Origin of the sequence: Streptomyces yatensis (assembly GCF_018069625.1) — a bacterium.
GTDB lineage: Bacteria > Actinomycetota > Actinomycetes > Streptomycetales > Streptomycetaceae > Streptomyces > Streptomyces yatensis.
This window is the reverse complement of the sequence record NZ_CP072941.1, coordinates 5,176,644-5,195,472: the sequence shown is the minus strand read 5'-3', so window position 1 is coordinate 5,195,472 and position 18,829 is coordinate 5,176,644. Positions and strand designations below refer to the sequence as shown.

Here is an 18,829-nt window from a genome sequence, read left to right as displayed (position 1 = left end):
ACGGCCCGTCAAGATAGAACAGGTTCTACAAGAAGGGAACGCCGGTGCCGCGCCCGAGGGCGTCAGCGGTCGAAGTCCAGCTCCACCCGCTCGCCCACCGGATGGGACTGACAGGCCAGCACATAGCCCGCCTCCACCTCGTCCGGCTCCAGCGCGAAGTTACGGTCCATCCGCACCTCGCCGGAGACCAGGAAGGCCCGGCACGTCCCGCAGACGCCGCCCTTGCACGCATACGGCGCGTCGGCCCGGTTGCGCAGCACGGTCTCCAGCAGCGGCTCCCCGGCCTGGACCGGCCAGGTGCCCGACCGGCCGTCCAGGGTCGCCGTGACCGAGCTCTGCGACGCGGTCCGCGCCGGATCCGGCACGGGGGAGACGTCCTCGGTGGGGGCCGCCTCCACATGGAAGATCTCCTGATGGACCCGGCCGCGCGAGACCCCGAGGCCGCGCAGCGCCCGCTCGGCGGCCCGCACCAGACCATAGGGCCCGCACAGGAACCAGCCGTCCACCGAGGTGACCGGCAGCAGCGCCGGCAGCAGGGCGGTCAGCCGCTCCTCGTCGAGCCGCCCGGACACCAGCCCGGCCTGCTGCTCCTCCCGGGAGAGCGCGCACACCAGCTGGAACCGGTCGGGCCAGCGGTCCTTGAGGTCGGCGACCTCCTCCAGGAACATCGTCGAGGCCGCGGTGCGGTCGCTGCGGATCAGACAGAACCGCGCCTCGGGCTGCAGGCTGAGCAGGGTGGCCGCGATGGACAGCACGGGGGTGATCCCGCTGCCGCCGACGACCGCCGCGAAATGGCCGGGCCGGGGCTCCAGGACGAAACGGCCGGCCGGGGCCATCACCTCCATGACCTCCCCGACCGCCAGCTCCTTGAGGGCATAGGCCGAGAACTCACCGCCCTCGACCAGCCGCACGCCGATCCGCAGGAACTCCGGGCCCTCCGCGCCCGGGACCGGGGCCGGGGTGCACAGCGAATACGTCCGGCGGATCTCCGCGCCGTCCGCGAACCGGCGCACGGCGATGTGCTGCCCCGCCGTGAAGCGGAACGTCTCCCGCAGCGCGGGCGGCACCAGGAGGGTGACCATCACCGCGTCATCGGTGAGCCGGTCGACCGCGGCCACCCGCAGCGGGTGGAACGCGCCGTGGCGGGGCGTGGCCCGCTGCACCGCCTCCGCGGCCATCACAACTCCTTGAAGTGGTCGAACGGTTCACCGCAGGCCGTGCAGCGGCGCAGCGCCTTGCAGGCGGTGGAGGAGAAGCGGCTCAGCAACTCGGTCTCGGTCGAGCCGCAGTGCGGGCAGCGCACCGCCAGGGCCACCGGGACCGGGCCGCCCGCCGCCGCACGGCGCGGCGCGGGCGGCGCTATGCCGGACTCCGCCAGCTTGCGGCGGCCCTCGGCGCTGATCGCGTCCGTGGTCCAGGGCGGGGAGAGGACCGTGTGCACGGCGACCTCGGGGACGCCGTGGTCATGGAGCACCCGCTCGATATCGGTGGCCATCGACTCCAGCGCCGGGCAGCCGGTGTAGGTGGGCGTCAGCTCGACCTCCACCCGGCCCGGCCCCAGCAGCCGCAGCCCGCGCATCACGCCCAGCTCGGCCAGGGACACCATCGGCAGCTCGGGGTCCGGTACGGATCCGGCCAGCCGCAGCAGCTCCTCCTCGAGCGGGGTGGTGCCGGACGCGGGAGGCGTGGGCGCCGCGGAGGGCGTGGGCGTCACCATGTCGCCCCCGGGTGGCTACGGTGCAGATGCTGCATCTCGGCGAGCATCCGGCCGAACGGCTCGGTGTGCAGGCCCTGGCGCCCCGCCCCGGCCGCCCAGCCGCCGCGCCGCGGCCCCTCGGGCACCGCCAGGGTGGCGCGCTCCAGGACCGAGGTGATCCGGGTCAGCCAGGCGTCGTGCAGCGTGTGCCACTCCACCTCGCACCCCTCGACCGGCTCGAAGAGCTCACCGGTGAACCGCCAGAGCGCGTCCAGCCCCCGCCGCATCCGCTCATGGCTCTCCTCCGTGCCGTCGCCGAGCCGCAGGGTCCACTGCTCGGCGTGGTCGCGGTGGTAGGCCACCTCCTTGACCGCCTTCGCGGCCAGCGGGGCGAAGGGGCCGGTGCCGCGCGCCAGCCGCTCGTACAACAGCTCCTGGTAGGTGGAGAAGTAGAGCTGGCGGGCGATGGTCCGGGCGAAGTCACCATTGGGCTGCTCGACCAGCTGCACGTTCCGGAACGCCCGCTCCTCGCGCAGATACGCCAGCTCGTCCTCGTCGCCTGCGAGGGAGAGCAGCACCCGGGCCTGGCCGAGCAGGTCGAGGGCGATATTGGCGAGCGCGACCTCCTCTTCCAGCACCGGGGCGTGTCCGGCCCACTCCCCCAGCCGGTGGGAGAGCACCAGTGCGTCGTCGCCCAGGGCGAGGGCCGCGGTCATAGGTGCCGCACCCCCTCCGGGATCGCGTAGAAGGTGGGGTGGCGGTAGGGCTTGTCGGCGGACGGCTCGAAGAAGGGATCCCGCTCGTCCGGGGAGGAGGCCGTGATCTCGGCGGACGGCACCACCCAGATCGAGACGCCCTCCGAGCGCCGGGTGTACAGATCCCGTGCGTTTCGCAAAGCCATCTCCGCGTCCGGGGCGTGGAGGGATCCGGCGTGGGTGTGCGACAGTCCGCGCCTGCTGCGGACGAACACCTCCCACAGCGGCCACTCGGCGCTCGGGCTGCCGCTCATGCCTGTGCCTTTCCGTGCTTGGCCGCGTGTGCCGCGGCCGCCTCGCGCACCCAGGCGCCTTCCTCATGGGCCCGGCGCCGCTGGGTGATGCGCTGGGTGTTGCACGGGCCGTTTCCCCGCAGGATCTCGCGGAACTCGTCCCAGTCGATCGGCCCGAAGTCGTAATGCCCCCGCTCCTCGCTCCACCGCAGCTCGGGGTCGGGGAGGGTGAGGCCGAGGGATTCGGCCTGGGGGACGCAGATGTCGACGAAGCGCTGGCGCAGCTCGTCATTGGAGTGGCGCTTGATCTTCCAGGCCATCGACTGGGCGGAGTGGGCCGAGGCGTCGTCCGGCGGGCCGAACATCATCAGCGACGGCCACCACCAGCGGTCCACCGCGTCCTGCGCCATGGCGTGCTGGGCCTCGGTGCCCCGGCTCAGGGCCAGCAGCAGCTCATACCCCTGGCGCTGGTGGAAGGACTCCTCCTTGCAGATGCGGACCATCGCCCGCGCGTAGGGCCCGTAGGAGCAGCGGCACAGGGGGACCTGGTTGGTGATCGCGGCACCGTCCACCAGCCAGCCGATCGCTCCGACGTCGGCCCAGGTCAGCGTGGGGTAGTTGAAGATCGAGGAGTACTTCTGGCGGCCGCTGTGGAGCTTGTCGAGCAGCTCCTCCCGGCTGGTGCCCAGGGTCTCCGCCGCGCTGTAGAGATACAGACCGTGGCCCGCCTCGTCCTGGACCTTGGCCATCAGGATCGCCTTGCGCCGCAGCGAGGGGGCGCGGGTGATCCAGTTGGCCTCCGGCTGCATGCCGATGATCTCCGAGTGGGCGTGCTGCGCCATCTGCCGCACCAGCGTGGCCCGGTAGTCATCGGGCATCCAGTCGCGCGGCTCGATGCGCTCGTCCGCGGCCAGGGCGGCGTCGAACACCGCCTCGTACGCCCCCGCGTCCGCCGCCATCGTCGTCATGCGAAGCCCCTCCGCCCGTCCGTCTCCGCCGACCGGCCAGCCGACCGACCGATCGTTCGGTTCAATGGTGTGCTGAGGAACGTAGGGTGTCAACCCTGTGGATAACGCTGAGGACGCTGTGCCGAGTGGTTCCGCATGGGTACGGTGCCGGGGACGTGGGGGCCACGGGGCGCGCGCTCGACCGGCGTGCGCGAAGACCTGGACCATCGGGAGCGGGGCGGGGTATGGCGGGGCTGGGCATGGCCGGGACGGAGCCGGAACCGGAACCGGAACCGACGGAACCGGAACCGGAGTCGACGGAGCCGAAGCCGGACGACGACGTGGCGGCACCGCTCGCCGCGCTCTCCCTGCCCGCCCAGCTGATCATCGCGGTGGGCATCGCGGTCGCCGCCGTCGCCGCCGCGATCCACGTCTCGGCGGCCTTTCTCGCCGTCTCACCGCCCAACACCCTCACCAAGCGGCACGGCGCGGCGATCGACGACTACATCTATCCGGAGTTCGAACGGGTCTGGAAGCTCTTCGCCCCCAACCCGCTCCAGCAGAACATCTCCGTCCAGGCCCGCGCCGAGATCCGCACCCGCGAGGGCGGCACCGCGACCACCGGCTGGCGCGACCTCTCGGCCCAGGACGGGGCGGCCATCCGCCACAACCCGCTGCCCAGCCACACCCAGCAGAACGAGCTGCGCCGCGCCTGGGAGTTCTACGTCGGCTCGCACGACGCGCAGGAGCGGCCGCAGGGCATGCGCGGCAGCCTCTCCGAGCAGTACATCCGCCGGATCGTGATGCTCCGCTTCGGCCCCGAGGAGGACGGCGGCGCCGTGGAGCGAATACAGGTGCGCTCCGCGACCACTCCGGTGGCCCCGCCGTCCTGGAGCGACGAGAAGATCGACACCAAGACGATCTACCGGACGCTGCCGTGGTGGACGGTGACCACCGACGACATCCCGGAGGCGAAGAGCCGGTGACCCCCTCCGCCCGCCTCCAGACCGCCGTGGCGCACGGCTACGCCCGCGTCACCGGAGCCGCGCTCGGCCCCCGGCAGAGCGCCGCGGTGCGCATCGGCTTCTCCTTCACCTGGCTCCTCTTCCTGGTGCGCGAATGGCCGTACCGCCGGGAGCTGTACGGGCCGGACGGTCCGTGGAACTGGGACATGGCCGCGCGGCTGATCGACGGCAACCGCGCCTTCAGCGCGCTCATGTGGTCCGACGGCGGGGTGTGGTTCGAGGCCGTCTACGCCCTCGCCCTCGTCTCCAGCGCGCTGCTGCTGATGGGCTGGCGCACCCGCACCATGTCCGTGCTGTTCATGATCGGGGTGCTGTCGCTGCAGAACCGCTCCATCTTCGTGGGGGACGGCGGCGACAATCTCATCCATCTGATGTCGATGTACCTGGTGCTGACCCGGTGCGGTCAGGTGTGGTCGCTGGACGCGCGCCGGGCGGCCCGGCAGGCGGACCGGGAGCGGCCGCCGCGCGATACCACCGGCATCGTGCTGTGGGCCGTCACCGGGACCGCCCTGCTCTGGGTGCAGCTGTTCACCGACGCCCGGCTCTCCGTGATCTCCGACGGCCCGCTGCCCGGGCTGGGCTGGGCCACCGTGCTGTGGGGGCTGTGGATCGTCCAGGCCGGCTGGTGGCTCGTCCAGCGCTACGCACCGGGGGAGCCGCGCACCGTTCTGGACGCGCTCGCCAATGTGGCGCACAACGGCACCCTGGTGGTGATCATGGCCGAGGTGTGTCTGCTGTACGCCACGGCCGGCTGGTACAAGATCCAGGGCTCGCGCTGGCAGGACGGTACCGCCCTCTACTACCCGCTGCATCTGGACTACTTCTCGCCCTGGCCGGGGCTGACCGACCTCATGGCCTCCAGCGGCACCCTGGTGATGGTGCTGACCTACGGCACGGTCATCGTCCAGGTGGCCTTTCCGTTCACCCTGCTCAACCGGCGGGCCAAGAACGTGATGCTGGTCCTGCTGATGCTGGAACACCTCGGCATCGCCGTGATGCTGGGGCTGCCCTTCTTCTCGCTCGCCGTGATCGCGGCGGACTCGGTCTTCCTGCCGACGAACTTCCTGCGCTGGGCCGAGGGGCCGCTGGGCCGGGCCCGGGACCGGCTGACGGCGCGCGCGGTGCGGCTGCCGGGGCAGCGGGTGCGGGAGAGCGACGGGAAACCCGCGGCCGACACCCTCGTACGCTGGGGGAATGATCGATGACGAGGCCGCGCAGGCCGTACGGCACTGGCGCGCGACGGCCCCCGAGACCGTCCTGCTCGACGGCTTCCACGCGCTGAAACACGCGCTGCGGTTCGGAGCGGACGTGCGCGCCGCGGTTACCAGCGACAAGGCGGCCGCCGTGGAACTCGCCGAGGGCCTCGCCGACGATCTCACCGAGACGATCGCGGATCTCCTGGTGGAGGTGGAGGCCGGGACCCTGCGCGATCTGGTGCCCCGGGTGCACCCCACACGGGTCGCCGCCTTGGCGGTACGGCGCGGCCGGCAGGGCAATCTGGACGAGCTGTCCAGGCGGCCCCGGACTGCCCCGGTGGTCGTCCTGGACAACCCCCGCAACCTGGGGAACGTCGGTGCCGTGGTCCGGCTCGCCGCGGGCTTCGGGGCCACCGGCGTGGTCACCACCGGCGATATCGATCCCTGGCATCCGAACGCCGTGCGGTCCGGCGCCGGGCTCCACTTCGCCACCGCGGTCGAGCGGCTGCCGGGCGACGCCCTCCCGGAGGGGCCGCTGTATGTGCTGGACGCGGAGGGGGAGGACATCCGGTCCGTGACCATCCCCGATGACGCGCTGCTGGCCTTCGGCTCCGAACGGCACGGGATCTCGCCGGAGCTGCGGAAGCGGGCCACCAGGCTGGTGGCCCTTCCCATGCGGCCACAGGTCTCCAGCTACAACCTGGCCACCAGCGTGGCCATGGCCCTCTTCCACTGGGGTGGCCCTGATCGGCCGGCCTGAGCGCAGGCCCGCCCGCCCGAGACGGTGTCATGGCGGGGCGGCGCGGTGACCCGCCCCGCCCCGCTCACCGGGCCCGTTACTCCGCCGGGCGGCGGACCTCGATCATCCGGAAGCGGCCGGCCACGAACGCCCCGTCGCACAGCGTGGCGTTGGCCGACGGGTTGCCGCCCGAGCCGTGGTAGTCCGAGAAGGCCGCGGTCTGGTTCACATACACCCCGCCGGTCAGATTGAGCGACAGCTGGGCGCACTCCTCCAGGCACGCCTCCTCGATCAGCCGCTCCGCCTCCGGTGAGGAGGTGTACGCGCCGACCGTCATCGCGCCCTTGTCCCGGGTGGTCCGGCGCAGCAGCGCGACCGCGTCCTGTGTGGAGTCGACGGCGACGGCGAAGGAGACCGGGCCGAAGCACTCGGACAGATAGGGCGCGTCAGCGTCGGCCCCCTCCCAGAACTTGCGGGCGCCGTCCGCCTTGACCATCAGCGGCGTACGCACCGTGGCGCCCGGGAAGTCGGGGTGGGTCACCGTGCGCGAGGCCAGGGCGACCGCGCCCAGGCCGGGCGCGGCCTCCAGCCGCTCCTGGACCCGCGGGCCCACGATCGCGCCCAGCAGCGCACTCGCCCGGGCGTCGTCGCCCAGCAGCCCGTCCACCGCCGCCGCCAGGTCGGCCACCACCTCGTCGTAGGTCTTGGGGCCGGCGTCGGTGGTGATGCCGTCCCGGGGGATCAGCAGATTCTGCGGGGTGGTGCACATCTGGCCGCTGTAGAGGGACAGCGAGAACGCCAGGTTGGCCAGCATGCCCTGGTAGTCGTCGGTGGAGTCGATCACCACCGTGTTGACCCCCGCCTTCTCGGTGAAGACCTGGGCCTGGCGGGCATGGGTCTCCAGCCAGTCGCCGAAGGCGGTCGAGCCCGTGTAGTCGATGATGCGGATCTCGGGGCGGACGGCGAGGATCTTGGCGATCCCCTCGTCCGGCCGCTCGGCGGCCAGCGCCACCAGATCCGGGCTGAACCCCGCCTCCTTCAGCACCTCCCGCGCCACCTGGACGGTCAGCGCCAGCGGCAGCACGGCCTGGGGGTGGGGCTTGACCAGCACCGGATTGCCGGTGGCGAGCGAGGCGAAGAGCCCCGGATAGCCGTTCCACGTCGGGAAGGTGTTGCAGCCGATCAGCAGCGCGATGCCGCGCGGGACGGCCGTGAACGTCTTGCGCAGGCGCAGCGGGTCGCGCTTGCCCTGCGGCTTGGACCAGTCCGCGGCGCCGGGGGTGCGGGTCTGCTCGGCGAACGCGTAAGCCACCGCCTCCAGGCCGCGGTCCTGGGCGTGGGGGCCGCCTGCCTGGAAGGCCATCATGTACGCCTGACCACTGGTGTGCATGACGGCCTGGGCGAACTCATGCGACCGGGCGCCGATCCTGGCCAGGATCTCCAGACACACCATGGCCCGCGTCTCCGGGCCGGCCTCCCGCCAGGCGGACATCCCCGCCCGCATCGCCGGGAGGAGCACATCGAGGTCCGGATGCGGATACTCCATGCCCATCTCGACGCCGAACGGCGAGACTTCGGAGCCCGTCCAGCCATCGGTGCCCGGCTGGTCCAGCTCGATGCGCCGGCCGCGCAGCGCCTCGAACGCCGCCTGGCCCTCGGCGACGCTCAGGCTCGGGCGCCCGCTCTCGCCCTCGCCGCCGTAAGCCTTCGGGTGCTCGGGGTGCGGGGACCAATAGGCGCGGGTACGAATCGCCTCCAGGGCCTGGTCGAGGGTGGGGCGGTGTTCTTGCGTCAACTGCGCGGTGGTGAGTGCGGCGGTCACGACTGACCAACTCCTCGTCGAGCTGGGGGCTGGGCTGGAACGGGCGACAGAGTTAGAGTAACCGAACGATCGGTCGGGACAAGAGGGCCTGACGAACCTGTGGACAACTTCGTCGAAAAGGATCTGCGGCATGACTGCGAGCGACCGTGGGATCGACCGCGCCGGCGTCGTCGCCGTCATCGGCACCGGCACGATGGGCCAGGGGATCGCCCAGGTGGCGCTGGCCGCGGGCCATCCCGTGCGGCTCTACGACGCGGCGCCCGGTCGTGTCTCCCAGGCCGCCGACGCCATCGCGGCCCGGCTCGACCGGCTGGTCGCCAAGGAACGGCTCACGGCCGCCGACCGTGACGCGGCCCTCGGCCGGCTCGCCCCCGTCGCCGACCTCGCGGACCTGGCCGAGGCGGAGCTGGTGGCCGAGGCGATCCTCGAGGAACTCGGCGCCAAGCAGCAGCTGTTCACCGCGCTGGAGTCGGTGGTCTCCGACGGCGCTCTGCTCGCCACCAACACCTCCTCCCTCTCCGTCACGGCCGTCGCGGGCGTCCTGCGCCGTCCCGGCCGCCTCGTCGGTCTGCACTTCTTCAATCCCGCCCCGCTGATGCCGCTGGTGGAGGTGGTGCGCGGCGCCGCCACGGACGAGGCCGCCGCCGACCGTGCCCACGCCACCGTCGCGGCCTGGGGAAAGACCCCGGTGCGCTGCGCCGACACCCCCGGGTTCATCGTCAACCGGATCGCCCGCCCCTTCTACGCCGAGGCGTTCCGGGCGTATGAGGAGCGCGCCGCCGACCCGGCCACCCTGGACGCCGTGCTGCGGGAGTCCGGCGGCTTCCGGATGGGCCCCTTCGAGCTCACCGACCTGATCGGCCAGGACGTGAACGAGGCCGTCACCCGATCCGTGTGGGAAGCGTTGTTCCACGATCCGAAATTCACCCCGTCGCTCGCCCAGCGGCAGCTCGTGGCCGCCGGACGGCTCGGCCGCAAGACCGGCCACGGCTGGTTCGACCACTCCGAGGGCGCCGGGCGGCCCGCCCCGCACACCGCCGAGCCGTGCGAGCCGCCCGCGAAGGTCGCCCTCCACGGCGACCTGGGGCCGGCGCAAGGGCTGGTGGGCCTCATGGAGGAGGCGGGCATCCCGGTGACCCGCGAGCCCGTCGGGGGACATCTCGCCCTGCCCGACGGCACCCGCCTGTCCCTGACCGACGGCACGACCGCCACCGACGACCCCTTCGCCGCGACGGTCCGCTTCGACCTGGCGCTGGACTACCGCACCGCCACCCGTATCGCCCTCGCCCCCTCCCCGGCCGCCGGCGAGGAGCCCCTGCGGTCCGCGATCGGCCTGTTCCAGGCGCTCGGTAAGGCGGTCAGCGTGGTCCAGGACGTGCCCGGCATGGTCGTGGCCCGCACGGTCGCGATGCTCGTGGACTTCGCCGAGGACGCCGTAGCCCGCGGGGTGGCGAGCCCCGGGGACGTAGACACCGCCATGCTGACAGGGGTCAACTACCCGCGCGGGCCGCTGGCCTGGGGGCACGCGCTCGGCGCCCGCTGGGTGCGCGACACGCTGCGCAACCTCCATCAAGCCTGCCCGACCGGTCGCTATGCCCCCTCCCAGGCGCTGATCCGGCGTGCCGCCGCCGATGAGAGGCTGCTCTAATCATGACCATGGCCAAGCGCGACACCTACACGCCCGAATCGCTGCTCGCGGTCGCCGTGGAGGTGTTCAACGAGCGTGGCTACGACGGCACCTCCATGGAGCACCTCTCCCGGGCCGCGGGGATCTCCAAGTCCTCCATCTACCACCATGTGAAGGGCAAGGAGGAGCTGCTCCGGCTCGCCATAAGCCGTGCGCTGGACGGGCTGTTCGGCATCCTCCAGGAGCCCGCCGCGCGCGACGGGCGGGCGATCGAACGGCTGGAGCATGTGACCCGGCGCACCAGCGAGGTGCTGATGGAGGAGCTGCCCTACGTCACCCTGCTGCTGCGGGTCCGGGGCAACACGGACACCGAGCGGTGGGCCATGGAGCGGCGCCGGGAGTTCGACCACCAGGTCGCGGAGCTGCTCAAGCAGGCGGCGGCCGACGGCGACCTGCGGTCCGATGTGGACGCCCGGCTGGCGACCCGGCTGCTCTTCGGCATGATCAACTCCATTGTGGAGTGGTACCGGCCGGGCCGCGGCGGGGCCGCGACCTCCCAGGAAGTGGCCGAGGCCGTGGTCCGTACGGCGTTCGCGGGCCTGCGCACGGAGCGCTGAGCGCTCCGGTCCCCGCTACGGCTCCGAGTCCAGATCCGTCTCCTCGAAGACCAGCAGCGTCCGGGTGCTCAGCACCTCCGGTATGGCCTGGATCCGGGTGAGGACCAGCTCGCGCAGCGAGCGGTTGTCCTCGGTGTGCACCAGGAGAAGCACATCGAAGTCCCCGCTGACCAGGGCGATGTGGGCGGCCCCGGGGAGCTGGCGGAGCTGTTCGCGCACGGTGCGCCAGGAATTCTGGACGATCTTCAGCGTGATGTACGCGGACGCGCCCTGCCCGGCCCGTTCCTGGTCCACCCGGGCGCTGAAGCCCCGGATCACTCCGTCGTCGATCAGGCGGTTGATCCGGGCGTAGGCGTTGGCGCGCGAGACGTGCACCTGCTCGGCAACGGAGCGTATGGAGGCACGGCCATCCGTTCGGAGCAGACGCAGGATGTCGTGGTCGATGGCGTCCAGGGGCCGGGCCGGGGGTTTGCCGTCCGGATTGGCCATCTGTTCGCCCCGCATATCGTCCCGCCTCCCCTTCATGGACGTCCTGTCTTCATCACAGGCGCTGCAGAACCGTTTGTCCACAGGCTTGGGTCGCCTGTAGCCAAAATGCGTCAACGACCGAACAATCGGTAGGGGGAGGGCGATGCCGCACGGCACGTCCCGCCCTCCCGCCGTACGCCACGCCCAGGAGGTCGCGACATGACGGTCCTTGAGCAGCCCGGTGCCTACCGGCCCACTCCCCCGCCCGGCTGGCAGCCCCGCGTCGAGGCCGCGCCGCTGCTGCCCGACGCGGAGCCGTACCGCCTGCTGGGCACCGCCGCTGCCGCCGACATCTCCCCCGATCTGCTGACCCGGCTCCACCGCGAGCTGGTGCGCGGCCGCCGCTACAACACCCAGGCCACCGCCCTCACCCGGCAGGGCCGGCTGGCCGTCTACCCCTCCTCCACCGGGCAGGAGGCCTGCCAGGTCGCGGCCGGGCTGGTGCTGGAGGACCGCGACTGGCTCTTTCCCAGCTACCGCGACACCCTGGCCGCCGTGGTCCGCGGGCTCGACCCCGTCGACGCCCTGACCCTGCTGCGCGGCGACTGGCACTCCGGCTACGACCCCCACGAGCACCGCGTGGCCCCGCTGTGCACCCCGCTGGCCACCCAGCTGCCGCACGCCGTCGGCCTCGCCCACGCCGCCCGCCTCAAGGGCGACGATGTCGTGGCCCTCGCCCTGGTCGGCGACGGCGGCACCAGCGAGGGCGACTTCCACGAGGCCCTCAACTTCGCGGCCGTCTGGCACGCCCCGGTGGTCTTCCTCGTGCAGAACAACGGCTTCGCCATCTCCGTCCCGCTCGCCAAGCAGACCGCCGCGCCCTCCCTCGCCCACAAGGCGGTCGGGTACGGGATGCCCGGCCGCCTCGTCGACGGCAATGACGTGGCCGCCGTCCACCAGGTCCTGGCGGAGGCGGTGCGCCGGGCCCGCGGCGGAGGCGGCCCCACCCTGGTCGAGGCGGTCACCTACCGCATCGACGCCCACACCAACGCCGACGACGCCACCCGCTACCGCCCCGACTCCGAGGTCGAGGCGTGGCAGGCACACGACCCGATAGCGCTCCTGGAGGACGCCATGCGGGATCGCCGTCTGCTGGACGACGAGGGAGTCCGGGCCGCCCGGGAGTCCGCGGAGCGGCTCGCCGCCGATCTGCGCACGCGCATGCACCAGGACGCGGTCCTCGATCCCATGGAGCTCTTCGAGCACGTCTACGCCGACCGGACCGGCCAGCTGCGCGAGCAGGCGGCCCAGCTGCGCGCGGAGCTCGACGCCGAGGCCGGCGACTCCGGGAAGGGGGAGTGATGACCACCGCCATCGGGGCCGACACCGCCCGTAAGCCCGCCACCATGGCCCAGGCGCTCGGCCGCGCGCTGCGCGACGCCATGGCCGCCGACCCGTCCGTCCATGTCCTCGGCGAGGACGTGGGCACCCTGGGCGGCGTCTTCCGGATCACCGACGGGCTCGCCAAGGAGTTCGGCGAGGACCGCTGCACCGATACGCCGCTCGCCGAGGCCGGCATCCTCGGCACCGCCGTGGGCATGGCCATGTACGGGCTGCGGCCGGTGGTCGAGATGCAGTTCGACGCCTTCGCCTACCCGTCGTTCGAGCAGCTCATCAGCCATGTCTCGCGGATGCGCAACCGCACCCGGGGCGCGATGCCGATGCCGATCACCGTGCGGGTGCCCTACGGGGGCGGCATCGGCGGCGTCGAGCACCACAGCGACTCCTCCGAGATCTACTACATGGCCACCCCCGGCCTCCATGTCGTCGCCCCCGCGACCGTCGCCGACGCCTACGGGCTGCTGCGCGCCGCCATCGCCTCCGACGACCCCGTGATCTTCCTCGAGCCCAAGCGGCTGTACTGGTCCAAGGCCGACTGGTCGGCCGACGCCCCCGAGCAGGTGCCGCCGATCGGGCGCGCGGTGGTGCGCAGGCCCGCCACCGGCGGCCGGCAGAGCGCCACCCTGATCTCCTACGGCCCCTCCGTGCCGGTGTGCCTCGAAGCCGCCGAGGCGGCCCGGGCCGAGGGCTGGGATCTGGAGGTCGTCGATCTGCGCTCGCTCGTCCCCTTCGACGACGACACGGTGTGTGCCTCCGTGCGCCGCACCGGCCGCGCGGTCGTCGTCCACGAGGCCACCGGCTTCGGCGGGCCCGGCGGGGAGATCGCCGCCCGGGTCACCGAGCGCTGCTTCCACCATCTGGAGGCGCCCGTGCTGCGGGTCGCCGGATTCGACATCCCCTACCCGCCGCCCATGCTGGAGCGGCACCATCTGCCCGGTGTGGACCGGGTGCTGGACGCCGTCGCCCGGCTGCAGTGGGAGTCGGAGTGGACCGAGGGGAGCGCCGTCTGATGGCTGTCGTACGGGAGTTCACCCTGCCCGATCTGGGCGAGGGGCTGACCGGCGCCGAGATCGTGCGCTGGCTGGTCCAGGTCGGTGATGTGGTCGCGGTCGACCAGGCGGTGGTCGAGGTCGAGACGGCCAAGGCGATGGTGGACGTGCCGTGCCCCTACGGCGGCGTGGTGACGGCCCGTTACGGCGAGGAGGGCGCGGAGGTGCCGGTCGGGGCGCCGCTGATCACGGTCGCCGTGCCGGAGGGCTCGGACGACGGCTCCGCTCCGCCGGTCACCGAGAGCCCGGCCGACGGCGGATCGGGCAATGTGCTGGTCGGCTATGGCACGGCCGGTCCCGCCGCGCGGCGCCGTCGCGTCCAGCTCTCCCCCGGGCCGCCGCGCGAGACGGTGGCGGTGGCCCCCGCCGGGCCCCTGCCGGTGATCTCGCCCCTGGTACGGCGGCTGGCCCGGGAGCACGACGTCGATCTGCGCCGGCTCAAGGGATCGGGCCCGGAGGGGCTGATTCTGCGGGCCGACGTGGAGCGAGCGGTGGCGGCCCCCGCGGCCGCGCCCGCCCCGGCACCCGGCCCCGCACTCGCGCCCGAGCCCGCCCCCGCGGTCGCCTCGGAGGGGCAGCGGGTTCCGCTGCGCGGTGTGCGGGGCGCCGTGGCCGACAAGCTCGCCCGCAGCCGGCGCGAGATCCCCGACGCGACCTGCTGGGTGGACGCCGACGCGACCGAACTGCTCGCCGCCCGCGCGGCGATGAACACCGCGGGCGGGCCCAAGGTCTCGGTGCTCGCCCTCCTGGCCCGTATCTGCACGGCGGCCCTGGCGCGCTTCCCCGAGCTCAACGCCACGGTGGACTGGGAAGGCCGGGAGATCATCCGGCTCCCCGACGTCCACCTCGGCTTCGCCGCGCAGACCGACCGGGGTCTGGTGGTCCCCGTGGTGCGCGACGCGCAGACGCGGACCATAGAGGGGCTGTCCGAGGAGATCGCCCGGCTGACCGAGGCCGCGCGGACCGGGACGCTCGCCCCCGCGCAGCTCACCGGCGGCACCTTCACCCTGAACAACTACGGGGTCTTCGGGGTCGACGGCTCGACGCCGATCATCAACCACCCCGAGGCGGCGATGCTCGGGGTCGGCCGGATCACCCCGAAGCCCTGGGTGCACCAGGGCGAGCTGGCGGTGCGCCAGGTGGTGCAGCTCTCCTTCACCTTCGACCACCGGGTGTGCGACGGGGGCACCGCCGGCGGATTCCTGCGGTACGTGGCCGACTGCGTGGAGCAGCCCCTGGTGTTGTTGCGACGGCTGTAGCGGAGTGTTGTTGCGACGGCTGTAGCGGATGCCGGGCGGCGCCATACTCATGGGGTGACTCCAGGTGCGTATGACGCGGTGATCCTGGCCGGGGGCGCCGCCCGGCGGCTCGGCGGGGTGGACAAGCCCGCACTGCGGGTGGGCGGGCGTGCCCTGCTCGACCGGGTGCTGGACGCCTGCCGCGGCGCCGGGCGGACCGTCGTCGTCGGCCCGCGCAGGCCCACGGTGCGGCCCGTGCGGTGGGCCCGGGAGGAGCCCCCCGGCGGCGGCCCGGTCGCGGCCGTCGACGCGGGCGTCCGGCAGACCACCGCCCCCGTCGTCCTCGTCCTCTCCGCCGATCTGCCCTTCCTCACCCCCGAAACCGTGGAGACCCTCCTCGACGGCATCGAGGGCACCGACGGCGTCGAGGGCACCGAAGGCGCCGTGCTCATCGACTCCGACGGCCGCCAGCAGCCCCTCGTCGCCGCCTACCGCGCCGAGCCGCTGCGCCGCGAGATCGCCCTCCTCGCCACCGAACACGGCGGCCTCGGCGGGCTGCCCCTGCGCCTCCTCGTCTCCGAGCTGGCACTGGCCCGCCTCCCGCACCCCACGGCGTCGTTCGACTGCGACACCTGGGAGGACATCACCACGGCTCGAGCACGGATCAGGGAGCATGGACGCGTGTTGGATGAATGGATTACCGCAGTCAAGGCCGAGCTCGGGATCGACCTGGATGTCGACACCGCGGCGCTACTCGATCTGGCCCGTGACGCCGCACATGGCGTCGCCCGGCCCGCCGCCCCCCTGACCACCTTCCTCGTCGGCTACGCCGCGGCCCAGAAGGGCGGCGGCCCGGAGGCACTGGCCGCCGCGACCGAGAAGGCCGCGGCGCTGGCCGCACGTTGGGCCGAGGAGCAGTGACACCACGCACCCCCCGGGACGGGGACCCGCTCGATCGAGAGGTCGACGAGGCGCTGGCGCTGGCCAACGAGGCGGAGCCCGCACCGGAGGGCCCCGGGTACTCCGACGAGGAGGACTGGGCGGACGCGGCCCTCAACCTGGCCAACGGCCGCCCGGACCGGCCCGCCCCGGAACGAGGCCGCGGTGGCAGCGCCGGCTCGACCGGCACGGACTGGGCCGAGACCGCACTCGACCTGGCCCATGAGCGGCCGGGGAAACGGCGGGCGAGCCGCGAGGAGAGGGGAGGGGACGGGGCGGGCGGGGAGGGGATTTCGGACGCCGACGTATACGTGTGGCGCCAATTTCTGGGTAACTCGACGTCAGAGGGGACTGGCAGCAAAAGCATGCGGTCCAGCGCCCCCGCCCCGCAGACCCCGGCCCCGCACCCGAAACGCACCCCAGCCGCCCCCACCTCCCACCCGCACCCCCTCATGGACGAACCGCACCCCAGCCCCACCTCCTGGCCCGACGCCCGCGCCATCGCCGCCCGCGCCGCCGTCAAGGAGGCCGCCCACGCCGCCCCGGTGATGCGGCCGCTGTCCGAGGCGCTCGGGCAGGTCCTGGCCGCACCGCTCGCCGCACTCACCGATCTGCCGCCCTTCGACACCTCCGCCATGGACGGCTGGGCGCTCGCGGGCCCCGGCCCCTGGCGGCTGCCCACCGATGACGAGGGCCAGGACCATGGCATCCTCGCCGGACACGGTGAGGCGGCCGCCCTGCCCGACGGCCACGCCGTCCGCATCGCCACCGGCGCCCGCGTCCCGCCCGGCGCCACCGCCGTGCTGCGCAGCGAGTACGGCACCGCCGCGGACGACGGCTGGCTCCACGCGTCCGCCGCCCACCCCGTCGTCCTCGGCCAGGACATCCGCACCCGCGGCCAGGAGTGCCGCAGCGGCGATCAGCTGCTCCCCGCCGGGACCCTGGTCACCCCGGCCGTGCTGGGCCTGGCCGCCGCGGCCGGGTACGACGAACTGCCGACGGTGCGCAGGCCGCGCGTCGAGGTGCTGGTCCTCGGCGATGAGCTGCTCACCGAGGGGCTGCCGCACGACGGCCGGATCCGGGACGCGCTGGGGCCGATGGTCGGGCCGTGGCTGCGGGCGCTCGGTGCCGAGGTCACGGGCACCCGGCGGCTGGCCGACGAGGCGGACGCGGTGTGCGCCGCGGTGGCCGAGTCGTCCGCCGATGTCGTCGTGACGACCGGGGGCACGGCCGCAGGCCCGGTGGACCACGTCCACCCCACCCTGCGCCGCCTGGGCGCCGAACTGCTGGTGGACGGGGTGGCGGTGCGCCCCGGCCACCCCATGCTGCTCGCCCGCCTGGCACCCGAGCACCGCGAGAAGCCCGAGCACCGCGAGAGCCGCGAGAGCCGCGAGAACCCTCAGAGCCCCGAAAGCCCCGAAGGCCCCGGGACCTCCGAAAAGTCCGAAACCCCCGGACCTCAAACCCGCCCCGCCCGCCATCTGGTGGGGCTCCCGGGCAATCCGCTCGCGGCGGTGTCCGGTCTGCTGACCCTCGCGGAGCCGCTGCTGCGGACGCTGACGGGCCGCCCGGCCCCCGCCCCCGGCCCGGCCCCGCTGGCCGAGGCCGTACAGGGGCATCCGCGGGACACCCGGCTGGTCCCCGTGACCTTCCGGCAGGACGCGGCGGTGCCGTTGCGCTTCAACGGTCCGGCGATGCTGCGCGGAATCGCGGTGGCCGACGGCCTCGCCGTGATCCCGCCGGGCGGGGCGAAGCGGGGCACCGAGGTCGAGGTGCTGGATCTCCCGTGGTCGGCGATCGCGACCGAGCAACTGAGCTACGGGGGCCAAGCGCGCCGCGCGGACCAAGCCCGCCCCGCGGACCAAGCCCGCCACGCGGACCAAGGGCGCCCCGCGGACCGAGCCCACCGGGCACCCCAAGCCGGCCACCGCGCACCCCGAGCGAGCCACCGCACGGACAAGGCAGCGGGCCACCGGGACGGCGAGGACATATCCCCCGAGGAGGGCCCGGCGTGAAGCTGCCCAGCCATGACGCGGCCGCCCGCACTCCCGAGGACGGCGGCCACCGCGTCCATCTGCCCCGCTTCCGCGCGGGCCCGCTGCGCCAGGTCGCCAGTCGACTGCTGCTGGCGCTGCTGGTGCTGGTGCTGACCGTGGTCATCGTGTACGTCGACCGCACCGGCTACCACGACAACTCCGACGAAAACGTCGACTTCCTCGACGCCGTCTACTACTCGACCGTCACGCTGTCGACGACCGGATACGGCGACATCGTGCCGTACAGCGACAGCGCGCGGCTCAGCAACATCCTGCTGGTCACGCCGTTGCGCGTGCTCTTTCTGATCATCCTGGTCGGTACCACACTGGAAGTCCTGGCCGAACGGACCCGCGAGCAGTACCGCCTGAACCGCTGGAGGTCAGCGTTGCGTGATCACACCGTCGTCGTCGGCTTCGGCACGAAGGGGCGGTCCGCGGTGCAGACCCTCTGCGCGACGGGGCTGGCCAAGAACCGGGTGGTCGTGGTCGACCCCAACCACAAGGTGATCGAGGCGGCGAACGCGGACGGGTTCGCCGGCGTGGTGGGCGACGCGACCCGCAGCGATGTGCTGTTGCGCGCGGAGGCGCAGCGCGCCCGCCAGTTCGTGATCGCCACCCAGCGCGATGACACCGCCGTCCTGGTCACGCTGACGGCCCGGCAGCTCAACCGGGGCGCCAACATCGTGGCGGCGGTCCGCGAGGAGGAGAACGCGCCGCTGCTGCGCCAGTCCGGAGCCGACGCGGTGATCACCAGCGCCAGCGCGGCGGGCCGGCTGCTGGGCATGAGCGTGCAGAGCCCGACGGCCGGGGCGGTGATCGAGGATCTGATCCAGCAGGGCTCGGGCCTGGACCTGGTGGAGCGCACGGTGGTGAAGGCGGAGGTGGGCAAGTCGGTGCGGGACACCGACGACCTCGTGGTGTCGGTGCTGCGCGGCCATCGTCTGCTCGCGTACGACGACCCCGACGCCAGCCCGCTGCAGGCGGCCGACCGGCTGATCACGATCGTTCGCGCGCCGCTGGTCCAGGAGTAGCCTCGCGGCC

General features: G+C 73.2%; 18 protein-coding genes. 11 read left to right on the top strand and 7 right to left on the bottom strand.

The window, feature by feature from the left end; all coding sequences use genetic code 11:
• Positions 1–62: 62 nt before the first annotated feature.
• Genes J8403_RS21670 through paaA form a run of 5 tightly spaced genes read right to left on the bottom strand, consistent with a single transcriptional unit; the run spans position 63 to position 3,652 of the window.
• Positions 63–1,178 (bottom strand): 2Fe-2S iron-sulfur cluster-binding protein, encoded by a 1,116-nt coding sequence (locus J8403_RS21670; protein WP_211124620.1) that lies wholly within the window; start codon positions 1,176–1,178, stop codon positions 63–65.
• A complete protein-coding gene (paaD, locus tag J8403_RS21665) occupies positions 1,178–1,717 on the bottom strand; it encodes a 1,2-phenylacetyl-CoA epoxidase subunit PaaD (protein ID WP_211124619.1) in 540 nt (179 codons plus the stop codon). The genes J8403_RS21670 and paaD overlap by 1 nt, the downstream gene beginning before the upstream one ends.
• Positions 1,711–2,412: a 1,2-phenylacetyl-CoA epoxidase subunit PaaC gene (paaC, locus tag J8403_RS21660; protein ID WP_211124618.1), complete on the bottom strand. Its 702-nt coding sequence runs from the start codon at positions 2,410–2,412 to the stop codon at positions 1,711–1,713. Before paaC ends, paaD begins: the two co-directional genes overlap by 7 nt.
• Entirely contained in the window at positions 2,409–2,705 is a 297-nt protein-coding gene (paaB, locus tag J8403_RS21655) for a 1,2-phenylacetyl-CoA epoxidase subunit PaaB (protein ID WP_046088802.1), read from the bottom strand. The genes paaC and paaB overlap by 4 nt, the downstream gene beginning before the upstream one ends.
• Complete coding sequence (gene paaA, locus J8403_RS21650; RefSeq protein WP_211124617.1) at positions 2,702–3,652, bottom strand: 1,2-phenylacetyl-CoA epoxidase subunit PaaA; 951 nt, start codon at positions 3,650–3,652, stop codon at positions 2,702–2,704. The genes paaB and paaA overlap by 4 nt, the downstream gene beginning before the upstream one ends.
• Before the next feature lie 224 nt (positions 3,653–3,876).
• Here paaA and J8403_RS21645 point away from each other — a divergent pair, with 224 nt between their 5' ends.
• The 3 genes from J8403_RS21645 to J8403_RS21635 are packed head-to-tail and all read left to right on the top strand — an operon-like array spanning position 3,877 to position 6,612.
• A complete protein-coding gene (locus tag J8403_RS21645) occupies positions 3,877–4,617 on the top strand; it encodes a DUF5819 family protein (protein WP_211124616.1) in 741 nt (246 codons plus the stop codon).
• Entirely contained in the window at positions 4,614–5,861 is a 1,248-nt protein-coding gene (locus J8403_RS21640) for an HTTM domain-containing protein (RefSeq protein ID WP_211124615.1), read from the top strand. The genes J8403_RS21645 and J8403_RS21640 overlap by 4 nt, the downstream gene beginning before the upstream one ends.
• Positions 5,851–6,612: a TrmH family RNA methyltransferase gene (locus J8403_RS21635; RefSeq protein ID WP_211124614.1), complete on the top strand. Its 762-nt coding sequence runs from the start codon at positions 5,851–5,853 to the stop codon at positions 6,610–6,612. The genes J8403_RS21640 and J8403_RS21635 overlap by 11 nt, the downstream gene beginning before the upstream one ends.
• A gap of 76 nt (positions 6,613–6,688) precedes the next feature.
• Here the strand turns inward: J8403_RS21635 and paaN are convergent, their stop codons facing one another.
• A complete protein-coding gene (gene paaN, locus J8403_RS21630; protein ID WP_211124613.1) occupies positions 6,689–8,413 on the bottom strand; it encodes a phenylacetic acid degradation protein PaaN in 1,725 nt (574 codons plus the stop codon).
• A 130-nt stretch (positions 8,414–8,543) separates the two neighbouring features.
• On the opposite strand from paaN, the gene J8403_RS21625 reads away from it, so the two are divergent.
• Positions 8,544–10,061, top strand: a complete 1,518-nt coding sequence (locus J8403_RS21625) for a 3-hydroxyacyl-CoA dehydrogenase (protein WP_211124612.1) — start codon at positions 8,544–8,546, stop codon at positions 10,059–10,061.
• A gap of 2 nt (positions 10,062–10,063) precedes the next feature.
• A complete protein-coding gene (locus tag J8403_RS21620) occupies positions 10,064–10,657 on the top strand; it encodes a TetR/AcrR family transcriptional regulator (RefSeq protein WP_093463246.1) in 594 nt (197 codons plus the stop codon).
• Between the two features lie 15 nt (positions 10,658–10,672).
• On the opposite strand, the gene J8403_RS21615 is transcribed toward J8403_RS21620, so the two are convergent.
• A complete protein-coding gene (locus tag J8403_RS21615) occupies positions 10,673–11,161 on the bottom strand; it encodes an Lrp/AsnC family transcriptional regulator (RefSeq protein WP_014053609.1) in 489 nt (162 codons plus the stop codon).
• Positions 11,162–11,344: 183 nt separating this feature from the next.
• Here J8403_RS21615 and pdhA point away from each other — a divergent pair, with 183 nt between their 5' ends.
• From pdhA to J8403_RS21585, 6 genes are read left to right on the top strand one after another with little or no spacing between them, the layout of a single operon-like run.
• The gene (gene pdhA / locus J8403_RS21610; protein WP_211124611.1) at positions 11,345–12,487 is read left to right on the top strand and encodes a pyruvate dehydrogenase (acetyl-transferring) E1 component subunit alpha; all 1,143 of its coding nucleotides are present in this window, start codon (positions 11,345–11,347) and stop codon (positions 12,485–12,487) included.
• Positions 12,487–13,536 carry an alpha-ketoacid dehydrogenase subunit beta gene (locus J8403_RS21605; protein ID WP_211124610.1) on the top strand — a complete coding sequence of 350 codons (1,050 nt, stop codon included), beginning with the start codon at positions 12,487–12,489 and terminating at the stop codon, positions 13,534–13,536. Before pdhA ends, J8403_RS21605 begins: the two co-directional genes overlap by 1 nt.
• Positions 13,536–14,834: a dihydrolipoamide acetyltransferase family protein gene (locus tag J8403_RS21600; RefSeq protein WP_211124609.1), complete on the top strand. Its 1,299-nt coding sequence runs from the start codon at positions 13,536–13,538 to the stop codon at positions 14,832–14,834. The genes J8403_RS21605 and J8403_RS21600 overlap by 1 nt, the downstream gene beginning before the upstream one ends.
• A gap of 54 nt (positions 14,835–14,888) precedes the next feature.
• Positions 14,889–15,734 carry an NTP transferase domain-containing protein gene (locus tag J8403_RS21595; protein ID WP_211124608.1) on the top strand — a complete coding sequence of 282 codons (846 nt, stop codon included), beginning with the start codon at positions 14,889–14,891 and terminating at the stop codon, positions 15,732–15,734.
• Complete coding sequence (locus tag J8403_RS21590; protein WP_425519819.1) at positions 15,731–17,767, top strand: molybdopterin molybdotransferase MoeA; 2,037 nt, start codon at positions 15,731–15,733, stop codon at positions 17,765–17,767. The genes J8403_RS21595 and J8403_RS21590 overlap by 4 nt, the downstream gene beginning before the upstream one ends.
• Positions 17,764–18,819 carry a potassium channel family protein gene (locus tag J8403_RS21585; RefSeq protein WP_211124607.1) on the top strand — a complete coding sequence of 352 codons (1,056 nt, stop codon included), beginning with the start codon at positions 17,764–17,766 and terminating at the stop codon, positions 18,817–18,819. Before J8403_RS21590 ends, J8403_RS21585 begins: the two co-directional genes overlap by 4 nt.
• The last annotated feature ends 10 nt before the right edge of the window (positions 18,820–18,829 follow it).